At 61.7% G+C, this 14,552-nt stretch carries 12 protein-coding genes; 6 read left to right on the plus strand and 6 right to left on the minus strand.

Annotated features, from left to right (window positions below; translation table 11 throughout):
- Positions 1-2 precede the first annotated feature (2 nt).
- Positions 3-998 (plus strand): transporter, encoded by a 996-nt coding sequence (locus J7U39_RS15375; RefSeq protein WP_210628967.1) that lies wholly within the window; start codon positions 3-5, stop codon positions 996-998.
- A 399-nt stretch (positions 999-1,397) separates the two neighbouring features.
- Positions 1,398-1,661: a DUF982 domain-containing protein gene (locus tag J7U39_RS15380; protein ID WP_210628968.1), complete on the plus strand. Its 264-nt coding sequence runs from the start codon at positions 1,398-1,400 to the stop codon at positions 1,659-1,661.
- A 133-nt stretch (positions 1,662-1,794) separates the two neighbouring features.
- Here J7U39_RS15380 and J7U39_RS15385 read toward each other — a convergent pair whose 3' ends face one another.
- Complete coding sequence (locus J7U39_RS15385) at positions 1,795-2,244, minus strand: BA14K family protein (RefSeq protein ID WP_210628969.1); 450 nt, start codon at positions 2,242-2,244, stop codon at positions 1,795-1,797.
- 126 nt (positions 2,245-2,370) lie between these two features.
- A complete protein-coding gene (locus tag J7U39_RS15390; protein ID WP_210628970.1) occupies positions 2,371-3,615 on the minus strand; it encodes an aromatic ring-hydroxylating dioxygenase subunit alpha in 1,245 nt (414 codons plus the stop codon).
- Between the two features lie 404 nt (positions 3,616-4,019).
- Here J7U39_RS15390 and J7U39_RS15395 point away from each other — a divergent pair, with 404 nt between their 5' ends.
- The 3 genes from J7U39_RS15395 to J7U39_RS15405 all read left to right on the plus strand — a co-directional run bounded on the left by J7U39_RS15395 (position 4,020) and on the right by J7U39_RS15405 (position 7,141).
- The gene (locus tag J7U39_RS15395) at positions 4,020-4,628 is read left to right on the plus strand and encodes a DUF6656 family protein (protein ID WP_210628971.1); all 609 of its coding nucleotides are present in this window, start codon (positions 4,020-4,022) and stop codon (positions 4,626-4,628) included.
- Between the two features lie 68 nt (positions 4,629-4,696).
- The gene (locus J7U39_RS15400) at positions 4,697-5,671 is read left to right on the plus strand and encodes an L-threonylcarbamoyladenylate synthase (protein WP_210631688.1); all 975 of its coding nucleotides are present in this window, start codon (positions 4,697-4,699) and stop codon (positions 5,669-5,671) included.
- Between the two features lie 33 nt (positions 5,672-5,704).
- Complete coding sequence (locus J7U39_RS15405) at positions 5,705-7,141, plus strand: FAD-binding oxidoreductase (protein ID WP_210628972.1); 1,437 nt, start codon at positions 5,705-5,707, stop codon at positions 7,139-7,141.
- A gap of 263 nt (positions 7,142-7,404) precedes the next feature.
- Here J7U39_RS15405 and J7U39_RS15410 read toward each other — a convergent pair whose 3' ends face one another.
- The gene (locus tag J7U39_RS15410; RefSeq protein WP_210628973.1) at positions 7,405-10,740 is read right to left on the minus strand and encodes a DUF1217 domain-containing protein; all 3,336 of its coding nucleotides are present in this window, start codon (positions 10,738-10,740) and stop codon (positions 7,405-7,407) included.
- 300 nt (positions 10,741-11,040) lie between these two features.
- Here J7U39_RS15410 and J7U39_RS15415 point away from each other — a divergent pair, with 300 nt between their 5' ends.
- Positions 11,041-11,607, plus strand: a complete 567-nt coding sequence (locus J7U39_RS15415) for a DUF6101 family protein (RefSeq protein WP_210628974.1) — start codon at positions 11,041-11,043, stop codon at positions 11,605-11,607.
- Positions 11,608-11,702: 95 nt separating this feature from the next.
- Here the strand turns inward: J7U39_RS15415 and ubiA are convergent, their stop codons facing one another.
- The 3 genes from ubiA to J7U39_RS15430 all read right to left on the minus strand — a co-directional run bounded on the left by ubiA (position 11,703) and on the right by J7U39_RS15430 (position 14,526).
- Positions 11,703-12,662 carry a 4-hydroxybenzoate octaprenyltransferase gene (gene ubiA / locus J7U39_RS15420; protein WP_210628975.1) on the minus strand — a complete coding sequence of 320 codons (960 nt, stop codon included), beginning with the start codon at positions 12,660-12,662 and terminating at the stop codon, positions 11,703-11,705.
- A gap of 163 nt (positions 12,663-12,825) precedes the next feature.
- Positions 12,826-13,638 (minus strand): MipA/OmpV family protein, encoded by an 813-nt coding sequence (locus J7U39_RS15425; protein ID WP_210628976.1) that lies wholly within the window; start codon positions 13,636-13,638, stop codon positions 12,826-12,828.
- 306 nt (positions 13,639-13,944) lie between these two features.
- Positions 13,945-14,526, minus strand: a complete 582-nt coding sequence (locus J7U39_RS15430) for a histidine phosphatase family protein (RefSeq protein WP_210628977.1) — start codon at positions 14,524-14,526, stop codon at positions 13,945-13,947.
- Between the last annotated feature and the right edge of the window lie 26 nt (positions 14,527-14,552).

The raw sequence follows: 14,552 nt of genomic DNA on the forward strand, positions 1-14,552 counted from the left end.
CAATGGATACATTGCCCGTCAACATACCCGGTTTCGTCTGGGCCTATCGTTTCTCGCCGGATGAAAAGACGGCGGTGCGGCTGACCAACACCGCGACGGTGGCGGATCTGACCGCCGAGAACTGCTTCTACTGGCTGCATCTCAACCTCGTCGATGCCCGTGTACCTGCCCTGCTCGAGACGCTTGACGGACTGACCGAAGACGCGAAATCGGCGTTGACGACGCATGACACGCATGCGGCGCTGACCGTCGACGAGCAGATGCTCTACGGCACGCTCGTCGATTGCCAGCGCGATTTCGACCAGGACACCAACAATCTCGGCTGGCTGCATTTCGCCATGTCGGATCGCTTCATCATCACCACAAGGCTGCAGCCGCTGCGCAGCGTCGAACGGGCGCGCACACTGATCGAGAAGAACCCGGGCAAATTCTCGCGGCCGGTCGATCTGTTCGAGCTGCTGGTGATCGAGTTCCAGCGCACGCTGATTGCGATCGTCATCGAGCTCACCGAAGAGCTGAACCAGATCGAGGATATCGTCTACGACAATGCGCCGCGCGACGAGCGCCGGCGGCTCGCGCCGGTGCGGCGAACCGTGGTCCGGCTGCACCGGCATCTGCGCACGGTGCTGGCGCTGATGCGCCGCGCGGCGGCGGCCGATGACGATGAAATGCCCTTCGGCTTCGAGGACGTGGCGCGGCGGCTGACGAGCCGGCTGGAAACGGTGGACCACGATGTCTACGCGCTGCAGGACCGGGCCCGCCTGCTGCACGAAGAAATCGATTCCAAACAATCCTCCGAGACCAACCGCCACCTCTATCTGCTGTCGATCATGACCGCCTTCCTGCTGCCGCCGACGCTGGTGACGGGTTTCTTCGGCATGAACACCGCCAACCTGCCCTTCGCCGTCGGCGATTACGGCACGGAATACGCCGTCATCCTGATCATCGCCTCGATTGCGTTTGCCTGGTGGCTGCTGCGGCGGGTGAATATTCTTTGAGGGTGAGAGTTAGACGTGACTGTCGGGAGGCGCAGTCGCTTCTATACCATCAAACGTTGCGGTACTTGCCACAGAGCTCATCCAACGCTCCGTCATCTCGGGCTTGACCCGAGGATCCACGCTGCCCTGGTCCGCAGTGGCCATGGATCCCAGGCTCAAGGCCTGGGATGACGGAGGTTGGGTTAACATTCTTGTCAAATTCGCCGCCGACGCAGCGGATGGCGCGACATTGCGCCTATCGCGTCATGTGGGACGCGGCCACTGTCAGCATTGCGACGCTTCGTTCATCTGATTTCTGCCTCGGCGGTGGCAGAGTGATCAACTGGCTTATGCCACCACCTCGCCCGGAACGGTTCTTGCACGGTTACTAATATGTTCACTGTGGGGAGGCCTGATGTCATGAAGTGGCACACACCTGGAGAATTCAGCCCGCTGATGCTCGTTGTGAACGGGCCAGAAAAATACAAGCTTATCGCGAGCCTTTGGGAGGCGGCCCAGATGCTGACGGCTTGCTGGCCGTTCGACGACGGCGAAGAATATCTTACGGCTGTTATGGCGTGCCGCGATGCGATCCATGGGGTCCTTCCGGCCGAGGACGCGAGAGAAGCGCTGATTCGTGCTGCCAAGGAGGCAGGCATTTCGGTGATCACCGTCGTTCACTGAGTATCGCAGCCGACGATGAAATGGGTTCACGGGCTTCTTCATGCCACCGCCGTCTCGTTACTGCTCCCCAGCTTCGACACGTCCCCTCTCCCCGTTTTCATGGGGAGAGGGTCAGGGGTAGCATCGGCACCTATCAATACGGGGAATAGCACTGCTGGCGCGGGCCGTCATAAGGCTGGAAGGTGTTGTCGTAGGCGCGGTAAGACCGGTAGCGGTTCGCGCACCAGGCGACGTGAGCCGAACCCATGCGCGGCGCGGGCGCGGCGTAGCGCGGAGCCGCAATGACCGCGCCGGCGCCGAAGGCGGCGAGCGGATACCAGTAGCCGTTATAGTGGCGGTAGCCGGGGCGATAGTAGGAATAGCCGCGATAGCCGCCATACCAGCCGGGCCGGTAATAGGCGCCGGGGCGATAGCCGGGCCGGTAATAGTCACGTCGGTAATAGTACTGGACATTCTCGACAGCCGAGGATTTTCCCACCTGCGGCGCGGCCGGCATCTGGATTGCCTGCGACGGCACGAAGCTCGTCAAAACGATAGCACCGGCCAGCACCGCGGTTACCATCCTGTTTCTCAGCCCGATCATTTCTCTCTCCCATTCAACAGCGATCACTGCTTGCCCTGCAACGCTTACGAGCGAGAATGGTTCCAAAAGCCGCCGGAATCGGCAGCTTCCGGATGAGTAGAGCTTGGCCCGCTCAACCGACAGAGGTCAAGCGACGGCGGAGATTTTCGCCTGGTCGCCCTGCAGGCGGTTCACCATGAAGTTCGAATACCACTCGAGGAACTGCATGACGCCGCCCTCGTGCAGGGCGGAATAGGGGCCGGGCTCATAGGCGGGCGAGTGGATGCCGAAGGCATTTTCCTCGACGATCCGGCGGTCCTGGTCGTTGGTCTCGGTCCAGACGTGGGTCAGTTCCTCGAGATTGTAATCCACGCCCTCCACCGCGTCCTTGTGGACGAGCCACTTGGTCGTCACCGCCGTCTCGTTGGCGTTGAGCGGCAGCACCCGGAAGGAGATGGCGTGGTCGCCGAGCAGATGGTTCCACGTCGTCGGATAGTGGAAGAGCAGCATCGTGCCTATACGATTGATCGAGATGTCGTCGGATATCCGGCGCTGCACGGCGGGCTTGCCGGACATAGTGTAGCTTTCGGCGTCCTCGATCAGCGGCATGCGGGCGGTGCGGAACTGACCGTCCGGCGAGATCTGGAACTTGCTCGGCAGGCCGGCGGCCTCGCAGCGCGCCCAATGGCCGGCGATCTCCGGATCGTCGGCGCCGCCGTCCGTGCCGGTGACGCTCGGCGCTTCCGGATAGGTGCGGCAGAGTTCCGGGTGATTGGCGGCGCAGTGGTAGCACTCGCGATTGTTTTCCCAGACGAGCTTCCAGTTGCCCTTCTCGATGATCGTGCTCTGGAACGCGATCTTGGTCTCGCCGATCCGGTGCGGCGCCATATAGGGCTCGATCTTGTCGCGCACCGGCTTGAAATCCGGGGCCGTGTCGGCGAGGCAGATGAAAATATAGCCTGCCACGCTCTCGCAGTGGACGGGCTTCAGATTGAAGCCGGTTTTGTCGAAATCGTCGCCCATGTGACGGGCAAAGGCAAGTTTGCCGTCGAGATCGTAGGTCCACTGATGATAGGGGCAGACGAGACGCACGGAAGAGCCGTGCTCCTTCGTGCAGACGCGCGAGCCGCGATGACGACAGCTGTTGTGGAAGGCGCGGATGACATTGTCACGGCCACGGACGATGACGACCGGATAAGAGCCGATCTGGACGGTGAAATAGGCGCCCGGCTTCGGCAACTCGCAATCATGGCCCATGAACAGCCAGTCGCGATAGTAGATCATCTCCATGTCGAGTTTGAAATAATCCTCGTCGGTGTAGAACGGCTGTTCGAGGCTGAAGCCCTCGCGGCGGTTCTTGAGCTGACGTAATACGTTGCTGCGAATATCCATCTTCATGTCCTCGTGCACCGGCTGCCGCGCCTTCAAGCGGAAGGCTATGGAAGCGCGCCTGCTTCCTTCTCCTGCGGGAGAATTGTTCATGACGCCATTTAATCACCTGGCATTCCTGCCGCTTGGTTGTAATGCGACATCGGCTTCGAAATTGACGACAGGATGCGCCGAGGCTTCGACACAGCCCCTCGCGATCGACCCGATGTCGGACTCTGCAGGCAATTATCGTCAATTGCGACATTGCGTAAAGACCGGATTGGCAAAGAGGGCGGCTCCCCGATATTGGTGATTGTCGCATTTACGACATCGCCGGCTTCCGCCGATGCGCCGGTCGCCTCTTAATACCGCTTTAAGCATACGCTCTTATCCTGCTGTCGACCTCAGACCGACGAAGCACGTAAACCATGGCCAGACTCCGCTATTTCGACGCGAAAGAAGTAATCCGGCCGCAGGAGCGGCAACTGGTCGCCGCGCATTCCGAATTCCTGCGCACCGGCCGCATCCCCCGCGAACGGCGGCACTGGCTGGCCGAGGAAAGGCGCTACCTCACCCATGACGAGGTCGCCGCAAAGACCGGCCGCAAGCTGGAGGCGGCCGGCGAGAAGACGCATCAGCACATCAACGGCTTCCACCACTCGATCCAGTTTCCGAAGATGATCTTTCACCGGACGCTGCAGGACAGCCCGCATCTCGGCTATTGCCACGTCACCGCGGCGCGCACCAAATTCGCCCATTATGAAGAGGTGAGCTGGGCCTTCTACATCTCCAATTTCTATTCCGATATCGGCGACAACGACAATTTCTTCGAACGGATCGACGTCGGCTATTCCCGGATGTATTTCGCCGTCGCGATCAAGCCTGGGGAGGATTCCGCCGAAAAGATGACCATCGACCGCTCGGTGCGCGGCAATGGGCTGCTCTTTCGCACCCACGATCCGCAGGCGGCGATCCGAAACATCCTGCTGCTCGGCGCCCGCAACGAACAGCTGCGCGAAATCATCCGCCAACTGTGAGCCAACAAGGCGATTGATCGCCGGCCGCGGAAAGCCTAATGACTGCCGGAACCAGACACGGGCAGCATATGGCACGCATCATCGACATCAGGGCAGACAGGCAGGCGGCGCTCGAAGCGGCCTGTGCCGCTCTTTCCCAAGGTTTTGCCATCGCCATGCCGACAGAGACGGTCTATGGCCTTGCGGCCGACGCCACCAATCCGACCGCCATCACCCGCATTTACGAAACCAAGGGTCGGCCGCGCTTCAATCCGCTGATCTGCCATATGGCCGATCTCGAGATGGCCGAACAGCATGCCGAGTTCGACCCCGTCTCGCGGGCGCTCGCCGAAGCCTTCTGGCCCGGCCCGCTGACGCTCGTACTGCCGCTGAAGGCTGAAAGCCCGATCCACGCGTTGGCGACCGCCGGCCTCGACAGCGTCGGCGTGCGCGTGCCCAAGGGCTTCGCCGGCACCCTGATCGGCGCCTTCGGACGGCCGCTCGCAGCTCCCAGCGCCAACACCTCAGGCGCCATCAGCGCGACCAGTGCGGCCCATGTCGAAGCCGATCTCGGGGCGAGAATCCCGTTGATCCTCGACGCGGGACCGAGCGCGGTCGGCGTCGAATCGACAATCGTCAAGGCGGAGGGTGGCCGGCTACGGCTGCTTCGGCCCGGCGGGCTGGCGGCGCGCGAGATCGAGCGCGTGGCGGGCCAGCCGCTGCTGCGCGCGAAAAAGGCATCGGCGGCAATCGAGGCGCCCGGCATGCTCGCCTCGCATTATGCGCCGGGCGCCAGCGTGCGCCTCAATGCGATGGCGGTGGAACCCGGCGAAGCGCTGATCGTCTTCGGCGGTGCGGCGGTCGAAGGCGCGCGCCAGGCACGCATCGCCCTCGACCTCAGCCCGCGCGGCGATCTGGCGGAAGCGGCGGCCAATCTGTTCGACTACATGAAGCGAGCCGATGCCTGCGGGGTGTCGAGCATCGCCTTTTCGCCCATTCCGGACGACGGACTCGGCGAAGCCATCAACGACCGGCTGCAAAGGGCCGCCGCGCCCCGCGACTGACTGACCTGATAGAAGCGATAGAGGATCGACCAGATGAACAGCGCCGGCATTTCCACCGATCTTCTCGACCGTTTCGCCGCAATCGTCGGCGAAAAATATGCGCTGCGCGATGACGCCGATCTGGCGCCGCATCTGATCGAAAACCGCGGGCTCTATCATGGCTCCTCACCTCTCCTGCTGAAGCCAAGTTCGGTCGAGGAAGTCTCCGAGATCATGAAGCTTGCGACCGAGACCGGAACGGCGATCGTGCCGCAGACCGGCAATACCGGCCTCGTCGGCGGCCAGACGCCGCGCACCGGCCAGGCCGACATCATCCTGTCGCTCGAACGCATGACGAGGATCCGCGACGTCGACCCGGTGGCGAATGTGCTGGTCGCCGATGGCGGCGCCATCCTTGCCGATGTGCAGAAGGCGGCCGAGGCGCATGGAAGGCTCTTTCCGCTGTCGCTCGGCTCGGAGGGCTCCTGCCGCATCGGCGGCAATCTCTCCACCAATGCCGGCGGCACGGCCGTGCTTGCCTATGGCAATATGCGCCAGCTCTGCCTCGGCCTCGAAGTGGTGCTGCCGACCGGCGAGATCTGGGATGGCCTGCGCCGCCTGAAGAAGGACAATACCGGCTATGACCTGCGCGATCTCTTCATCGGCGCCGAAGGCACGCTCGGCATCATCACCGGGGCGGTGCTGAAGCTGTTTCCCCAGCCGCTCGGCCACCAGGTTGCGTTCGCCGGCCTCAATTCGGTCGAGGATGCGCTTGCGCTTTTCAATCTTGCCGCCAGCCTCTGCGGCACATCGCTGACCGGTTTCGAGCTGATGCCGCGCTTCGGCGTCGAGATCACCACGCGCCACATCGACGGCGTCCGCGATCCGCTGCAAGCGGCTTACCCCTGGTACGTGCTGATCGACATTTCGACATCGGATTCAGCCGAAACGGCGGAGCGGATGATGAATGGCGTGCTGGAGCAGGGCTTCGAGGCCGGTCTGGTGCTGGACGCCGCGATCGCCTCATCGGTCGCCCAGCAGAAGGCGATCTGGCATATGCGCGAGAGCATGTCGGACGCCCAGAAGCCGGAAGGCGGCTCGATCAAGCACGACGTGTCCGTGCCGGTGTCGAAGATCCCGCATTTCATGGCCGAAGCGGAAAGAGCCGTCATAGCGGCCATGCCGGGCGCGCGCATCTGCGCCTTCGGCCATATGGGCGACGGAAATATTCATTACAATATTTCCCAGCCGATCGGCGCCGACAAGGCCGCCTTCATCGCCCGCTGGCGCGAAATGAACCATATCGTGCATGAGCTGGTGCTCGCCCATGGCGGCTCGATTTCGGCCGAACACGGCATCGGCCAGCTGAAGCGCGACGAACTGGCGGCGATCCGCCCGGCGATCGAGATCGAACTGATGCGCCGCATCAAGCGGGCTTTCGATCCGGCCAATATCATGAACCCGGGAAAGGTCGTCAGTCTCGAGGCGTGAGCGGCGGCAGTCAGGGAATTGTCCCTCGTCCGTCTGCGGGCACGGACCGTTGTCGAGCGCCCTGATTGGCTCTTCCGTCGACCTCACACTCCGTCATCCCAGGCTTCAAGGCCTGGGATGACGGAGTATGGGATTAGCTTTTCGCCAAACGAAGCGGGTGCGCCGGCTTCACCGCCGTGGGCGAGACGAGTGGCTCACCCCCGGTAAGGTTACGGTGAGGGCCCGCCACCCGCGCCGCTGTGCGCGCTCCTGCCTGAACCACCTTAAGCCTGCTGCGTGCCGCCGCCGGTTAGGATCTGCAGCGCCGGCGACTGCTGGGTGCTGTTCTGGACGTCGTACATCGCGGTGAAGCGCCGCAGCAGCTTGTCGACCTTCTTCGGATCCTGGAGATCCTCGAGCTTGACGAAGCGGTTGAGGAGATCGGCCTGCTTGGCGACATCCATGCTCGACATCTGTGACGGCAGGCTGTAGGCCGTGGTGATGACCTGATAGAGCGCCTTGTCGCCGAGGATCGAATAGAGCGAGGTGATGCTGGAGGCCTTGCGACTGAAGTAGAGCGCCAGACGCACACCGTCGTTGCTTTCGCCCTCCTGGGTCTCCAGCGTCTGCTGCAGGTAGAGCTCCTGGGTATTCTCCTCGGCCGCCTTGTTCTGGATGGAGCCTATCTTGGCACGGGTCAGATTGCCGTCCTTGTCGAAGTTGAAGGCGGCGACGATATCCTTGAAGCGCGCATCGGCCTTGGTGTTGAGGTAGCTCTTCTTGTCGTCGGGATCGGAGGTGAAGATCTTCTTCAGCGTCGCCTTGTCGTAATCCTTCGGGTCGAGGTTGTTCGCCTTCAACACCAGATCGGTCAGGCGGCTATCATCGAGGAAATCGTCGAGCGACTGCACTTTCGCCATACCCTTGGCGAAATAATCCACCTCGGCCGTTGCGTCCTTCGATGCCTTGTCCTTTACCGGCCCAGCCTTCAGCAGCATGGTTACATGCGCCTTGTAGTCCGTGGCGTATTTGGCCATGGTCGCGTCCGGCAGCGCCTGGAGGGGCGCCGCCGGCTTGCCGTCGGGGCCGAAGTTGAAGGCGCGCGCCAGGTTGGTGATGCGCTCGTCCTTCAGCGAGGCGATATAGCCGTCCGGATCATAGGCATCGCTCGTCAGGATTTTACGCATCATCGAGCGCGGCACGTCCTGATCGGTCAAGCCGTAGGCCTGCAGCGCGACATGATAGAGATCCGGCAGATTGTCGTTGCTCTTCTTGAAATCTGCCGTTCGATTGGTGCGCAGGAAGTCGTTGACGCTGTTGATCTCGGAGAAATCGAGCAGGCTCGTGCTGTCGGCCATCATGCTCTTGTAATTGTCGGCAACTTCTTCGATCGCCTCGTCGCGCTCGTCGTCATAGCGCGCCATGTAGTTGTCGTTGGTGGTCTGCGCCTGATCTGCGGTCTGGATCGAGCTGACGACGGGAAGCGATCCGTCGGCGGCAAAGTTGAAATCGGCATTGAGGTCGGAATAGCCGGCCGCGGCAGCGGCGGTCGCATCGGTCAGGATGCTCTTGAGATCGGCGTCCGTGATATCGAACGGCAGATTGTAGGTGCTCTTCAGGAAGTTGGTGATGGCAGGATCGGCGATGAGATCATCGACATTGGCGATCGTCGCCATGCGGGCGGAATAGTCGTCCGTGCGCGCCGTGGCGGCAATTTTCGTGTTGGTGATCTGGGCGGATGTCTGTGCCGCCATGCCATCCTCGAGCGAACCGTCCGCCTTGAAGTTGAAGGCGGCGGCGACGTCGGCATAGGTGCCGGTGCCGCTCTGATCGGTCAGGATAGCGCGCAGATCGACATCGCTGACGGTCGACGGGATGCCGTAGGCGTTGCGGATGAAATTGTTCAGCCGGCGGTCGCTTAGCAGCTGGTCGACATTGGAGATGCCGGCGATCGTTGCCTGGTAATAGACGGCGGCATCGTCGGCCTTGCTTGCCGTGCTGGCGCTTTGCGCCGCACTCTGCGTGGCATAGAGGGTCGCGACCGAGCCGTCCGTTTTGAAATTGAAGAGATCGTGGACGTCGCTATAGCCCTGGGCGCTGGCAGCCGCGGGATCGACGAGGAAGCTCCTCAGCGTTGCGTCGGAAACGCTGTCGGCGATCTGCATGCTGGTTCTGAGATAGCTGACGGCGACGGGATCGGACATGATGTCGTCGACATTGGTGATATTGCCGATCATGGCGTTGAAGTGCGCTGCGTTCGCCGCCGATTTGTCGGTGGTCGACTTGCGCTGTGCGTCGGTCTGGATCACCGAACCGTTGATCGAGCCGTCCGCATTGAAGTTGAAGTCGGCATTGAGCCCGGCTTTCCCCTGGGCGGCGGCATAGGTCGAGTCCGTCAGAATGCTCTTCAGCTCGGCATTGCTGAAGCTGGTGCCGAGGCCGTAGGCATCCTTGATATAGCGCGCCAGAACGCTGTCGGCGAGCAGGTCGTCGACATTGGTGATGCTGCTCGACCGCGAAGTCACGCTATAATAATTGGCGGTGCTTGCCGCCGCGTCCTTCAGCTTGTTCGACTGGTCGATCGTCTGGGCACGCGCCGTTGTCGATGTCGTGCCGTCGGCCTTGAAATTGAAGGCGTTATAGACGTCGGTAAAGCCCATCAGCTGGGCATAACCGGGGTCGGTCAACACCATGCGCAGCGCCGGCGCGGTGAAATCGGCGCCCATGCTGTAGGCGGTCTTGATATAGGAGGTCAGTCGGCTGTCGGCGACGAGATCGTCGACGTTGGTGATCGTGCCGATCTTGGCGGTGTAATAGGCCTGATTGTATTCGGCCGCCGTCTTGCTGACATAGACGACATCGGAACCGACGGAATTGTCGATGATCACAGACTGGTTGTTCAGCGTATAGGTCTCGATGATCGACGCCTTCTGCGTCGCGGTCTGGGCGCTGCCGTTGACCGTACCATCGGCATTGAAGCTGAACTGGGCGGCAAGCGCCTTGTATTTGTCGCCGCCCTGGGTGTTGACGACGCTTGTCGGGTCGCTGAGGTCGCTCGTCAGCACCTGCCGCAGGAAATCCTTTGAGGCATAGGTGGGATCGATCTTGAAGGCCTTCAGCACATAGGTGCGCATCCGGGTGTTGTTGACCAGGTCGTCGACGGTCTGCACACTGTCGATATTGTTGCTGTAATATGTGCTCTCGGTGGCAGACACCTTGTCGGCATCGACGAAGGACTGCTTGTAGAGGCCGATGAGCTCGTCCTCCTGAGCATCGGTCTGAACGTCCTTGTCGGGTGCGTTGAAATTGAAGGCGGCGGCGAATTCGCGGTAGCGCGTATCGGAAAGCTTGTTGGCGTAGCTGTTCGGGTCGGTCAGATCGCTCTCGAGCACCTTCTTCATGAAGGCCTTGGCATAGGTCATGTCCTCAAGGCCGTAGGCCTTCATCGCGTAGCTGTAGAGCTTGTAATCGCCGAGAAAGTCGTCGACGTCTTTGACCTTGTTGATATTGTCCGCGTAGTACTGGGCATCCTTCTTGACCGTCGCCTGCGAGGCGACCTTGTTCAAGCTCGACGTCATGTCCTTCGACAGGATCGTGTAAGCGAGGGAGGCCGTGATCATCAAAAGCGCCCTTTTCGGCAAAATCTCTAAAGAACGACAAACTGCTGGTGAGCCCATTTTGCCACGCAAAACTTACCCGAGACTTACCTTTGGACTGCGCCATTTCAGGGCAGCGGGCCGTTCACCTTCCGGAAACCCTGCCGGATTCGGTTTTGATAACCATCAGGGGAGGCAAAGTTTTCTTAACCGCAATTTTTAAGCTGTACGGAAGGGGGGCCGCCTATTGTCGGACATAGAGGACGAAAAGTCCCGAGGAGAAGACCGAAAACCGGCTCTCAGGTAAGACAAGGGTAGAATGAAATGAACAATCCCGTTTTGAAGCCCGCTTGGGCTGACACGACGCTGCGTCTCGATCCGTCCCGCTTTCCGCAGCAGGTCAGCTACGCCATCCATGATTGTTCGGATGACGTCAGCATCACGATCGACGAACGCGGCGCGGTCCTGCGGAAAGTCCTTCCCTCCAGCGGCCTGCCACTCTCGATTGCCCTGCCGAGGCGCGTCTTCAAGGGTGTCGCCGCCCGCGCCATCGACCATGGCGACGGCGAGGTCACCGTCACACTCGAGCTTCACCATGCGGATCCGGAACTCTGCATTCCGCTGCTCGTCGCCCATGATCTCAGCGACATCGCCGCCGACTGGCGCAGCTGGTCGGAGGCCTTCCGCATTCCGATGCTGATGGTCGAGGCCGATGGCGTCGCCCGGCCGCTCGAAGAGCATATCGGGGCGCTGCGCACCAGTGACCTCAAGCCGCGCCGCCGTCATTCCTACTTCGCCAATCGCCGTCCGCGCTTCCTCGTGCGTCGCACCACCGGGCAGCTGGGCGTCGCCATGAAGATCGAAGGCAAGGAAATCATCGCCCGCAACTGACCGAAATCGCGACAGCGCCATTTCGGCGGTAATATCTCGGAAAATTTCGAAACCCGGCGCTTGTGCCGGGTTTTTCGTGTTACGGGTCATTGCCCTCAAGGAAGGGCGAAGAGCAGCGAAAAGAACAGGCCGAGGAAGATGGTCAGGCCGACGCGGTTGTTCGACTTGAAGAGCGCCAGGCACTGGGCGGGATCGTTGATATCGAGCCGGACAATCTGCCAAGCGAACATGCCGGCCGCGCCGAACAAGGCAATAAAGGCGATGAGATTGGCGCCGGCGAGCGCGAAGGCCGCAAACATCAGCAACAGCGTCAGCCCATAAAGGCCGATCAGCCATTGCCTCGTCTTATCACCGAAGAGGCGCGCGGTGGAGCGCACGCCGATCAGCTCGTCATCCTCCTTGTCCTGATGCGCATAGATCGTGTCGTAACCGATCGTCCAGGCAACGGAGGCGGCGTAGAGCAGGATGGCGGCAAAGGAGAGGCCGCCCAGAATGCCGGCCCAGCCCATCAGCGCGCCCCAGGAAAAGGCAAGGCCGAGATAGAATTGCGGCCAGTCGGTGAAGCGCTTGGCATAGGGATAAAGCGCGACGATGCCGAGCGAGAGGAGGCCGAGAAAGACGGTGAACCAGTTGAACTGCAAGAGCACGAAGAGGCCGACCAGCGCCTGAATGCCGATGAAGATCTTGGCGCGGGCGCGGGTGACGCGGCCGGAGGGCAGCGGACGCGAGCGGGTGCGGGCCACTTCCATATCGATCTCGTGGTCGACGAGATCGTTATAGGTGCAGCCGGCGCCGCGCATGGCGACGGCGCCGATGAAATAGAGGAAAAGGTGGGACACCAGCAGGCTGCCGGAATAGAGCCCCTGGCCAATCGCCGCATTGGAGGCGAGCGTGGCCGACCAGAAGCACGGCCACATCAAGAGCTGCCAGCCGATCGGTCGATCCCAGCGTGCAAGCTGCGCATAAGGCCAGAGCCATGGCGGCAGGATCCGGTAGACCCAGTTATCGGAAGGTGCGTCGGAGACGCGATCGTGGAACTCGCCGGTATCTTGCATGCCATTCATCTAGCGGCGGGCCGGCGATCCGGTCAAGAAGCGATCGCAGCGCGCCAGAAGCGTGTCGCATTAAATCTGATTTCGTATGGCCGCGCTTCGGCTCATTGTTTATGCATGTCGTTTTCCCGGAACCGCGGCACACTTCCGGGCGACATGCATTAAATCACTGCAGCGAGAAATTGAACCTGTAGGTCGCCGAGACACCGATGAGCACCTGGTTCTTCGAGCCGCGCTGCCGCACGAGGCTGCTGTCGGCCGCCGGACCCGCCAGTCGCTTGTATTCGAGGAAAGAGCTGGCCGACAGGTTTTCCGTCGCCTTCCATGTCAGGGCCGCGCCGGCGCCATAGGACTGGACGCCCGACGACGGCTTGTATTGATCAAGCCCGCTTGCCGCCGACTGTTTGGCGTTGACGCCGTAATAGGCATCATAATAGCCGCTGGTGGCGAATGTCGCGCGCGGACCGCCGGACAATTGCAGGTTGGGGGCGATATCGGTGAAGGCATCAACGGCGAGATCGGCAACGACCCCGTCATGGGAGCGGATGCCTTGGCGAACTTCGGCGCGGGCGCGCAGGAAATCGGTCGGATAGACTTCGACGAAGCCGCCGGCTTCCGCTCCCCATTTGACCTTCTTCATGCCCTTCAGTTCATGACCGTCGCCCTCGTCGCGCGAAGGCACGAATTTGCCGACGAGGCCGGCGCGGAAAGCACCATTATCCATGAGGGCGAAGGACGGATTGTCGTTGCGCGAGGAAAAGCGCGGAGCCGAGCCCCGCCGCCCGGCCGAAATCAGCGGGCTGAACCGGAACTCATAGCGCCGTGAGCCTTCGAATTTCGGCGCTGAAAAGCCGGCGATACCGACGCTGAGATACCAGTCGCCGGACCAGAAATGCTGGCCGCTTTCCTGCGCGAGCGCCAATGCCGGGGATGAACAGGCAATAGCCAGGGAGATCGATACGACTGATCGATGAAACACGTCCGCACTCCAGAAAACGCAAAAACACAGCCGCGGAGAGCGGCGGTGGCTACATTTATCGTGAGGTCGTTACCGCGATGTTAACCACGGCGAGGGGATTGCGCGTCATCGAGACCTAGGAAACCGGCGAGAGCGGCCCCTCATCCGCCTGCCGGCACTTTCTCCCCGCCTGCGGGGCGAAGGGAACAAACCTCAGCCTCTCCGTCCCCGCTAACCTTTCGCACGGCACGTCCCCTCTCCCCGTTTTACTCGGGAGAGGTTGGTAAGGTGCCGTTGTCGGCACGAGAAAAACAGCAAATAGTCGCCCTATCTCTGGTTCCACCGGCGGATGACCGGTTCGGTCAGGTCGTGCTCATAACCAAGCACGCTGATGCTGGCGGTATCGAGCACGAAATGCGCGCCAGCTTGCGGCGGCAGGCCGAGCCAGCGGGCGGCCAGCACGCGCAGGAAATGCGAACTGGAAAAGATCAGGATGGGGGCTGCCGCTTGGCGAAGCGCATCGATGACGGTGTCGGCGCGGGCACCGACGTCAGCGGCCGTTTCGCCGTTCGGGCAACCGTCGCGAAAGAGCTGCCAGCCTGGGCGCTCCGCCAGGATCGTCTTCGTCGTGACGCCTTCATAGGCGCCGTAATCCCATTCGGCTAGATCGTCGCGGATCGCCGCGCCCGCTCCGAAGCCGGCGAGCGCGCAGGTCTTGCGGGCCCGTTGCGACGGGCTCGACCAGACCAGCGAGAAGGAAAGGCCGGCCAGCCGCTCGGCGAGTTTTCGAGCGGCGGCTTCACCGGTCGCCGTCAGGGGAATATCGCTCCGCCCGGTATGGCGCCCGGACAGGCTCCATTCGGTTTCACCGTGGCGGACCAGGTAAATCTCGGGAAAGACATTGCTCATCCGCAGCCCCTTTCATCACAAACGCC

This window comes from Rhizobium sp. NLR16a (assembly GCF_017948245.1).
Classification (GTDB): domain Bacteria; phylum Pseudomonadota; class Alphaproteobacteria; order Rhizobiales; family Rhizobiaceae; genus Rhizobium.

Bases quoted from the DNA above. Each gene is read 5' to 3' on its own strand.
- J7U39_RS15375 (WP_210628967.1), top strand. From the start codon at position 3: ATGGATACATTGCCCGTCAACATACCCGGTTTCGTCTGGGCCTATCGT.
- J7U39_RS15390 (WP_210628970.1), bottom strand. From the start codon at position 3,615: ATGGATATTCGCAGCAACGTATTACGTCAGCTCAAGAACCGCCGCGAG.
- ubiA (WP_210628975.1), bottom strand. From the start codon at position 12,662: ATGCAAGATACCGGCGAGTTCCACGATCGCGTCTCCGACGCACCTTCC.
- J7U39_RS15395 (WP_210628971.1), top strand. From the start codon at position 4,020: ATGGCCAGACTCCGCTATTTCGACGCGAAAGAAGTAATCCGGCCGCAG.
- J7U39_RS15400 (WP_210631688.1), top strand. From the start codon at position 4,697: ATGGCACGCATCATCGACATCAGGGCAGACAGGCAGGCGGCGCTCGAA.
- J7U39_RS15415 (WP_210628974.1), top strand. From the start codon at position 11,041: ATGAACAATCCCGTTTTGAAGCCCGCTTGGGCTGACACGACGCTGCGT.
- J7U39_RS15410 (WP_210628973.1), bottom strand. From the start codon at position 10,740: ATGATCACGGCCTCCCTCGCTTACACGATCCTGTCGAAGGACATGACG.
- J7U39_RS15380 (WP_210628968.1), top strand. From the start codon at position 1,398: ATGAAGTGGCACACACCTGGAGAATTCAGCCCGCTGATGCTCGTTGTG.
- J7U39_RS15430 (WP_210628977.1), bottom strand. From the start codon at position 14,526: ATGAGCAATGTCTTTCCCGAGATTTACCTGGTCCGCCACGGTGAAACC.
- J7U39_RS15405 (WP_210628972.1), top strand. From the start codon at position 5,705: ATGAACAGCGCCGGCATTTCCACCGATCTTCTCGACCGTTTCGCCGCA.
- J7U39_RS15385 (WP_210628969.1), bottom strand. From the start codon at position 2,244: ATGATCGGGCTGAGAAACAGGATGGTAACCGCGGTGCTGGCCGGTGCT.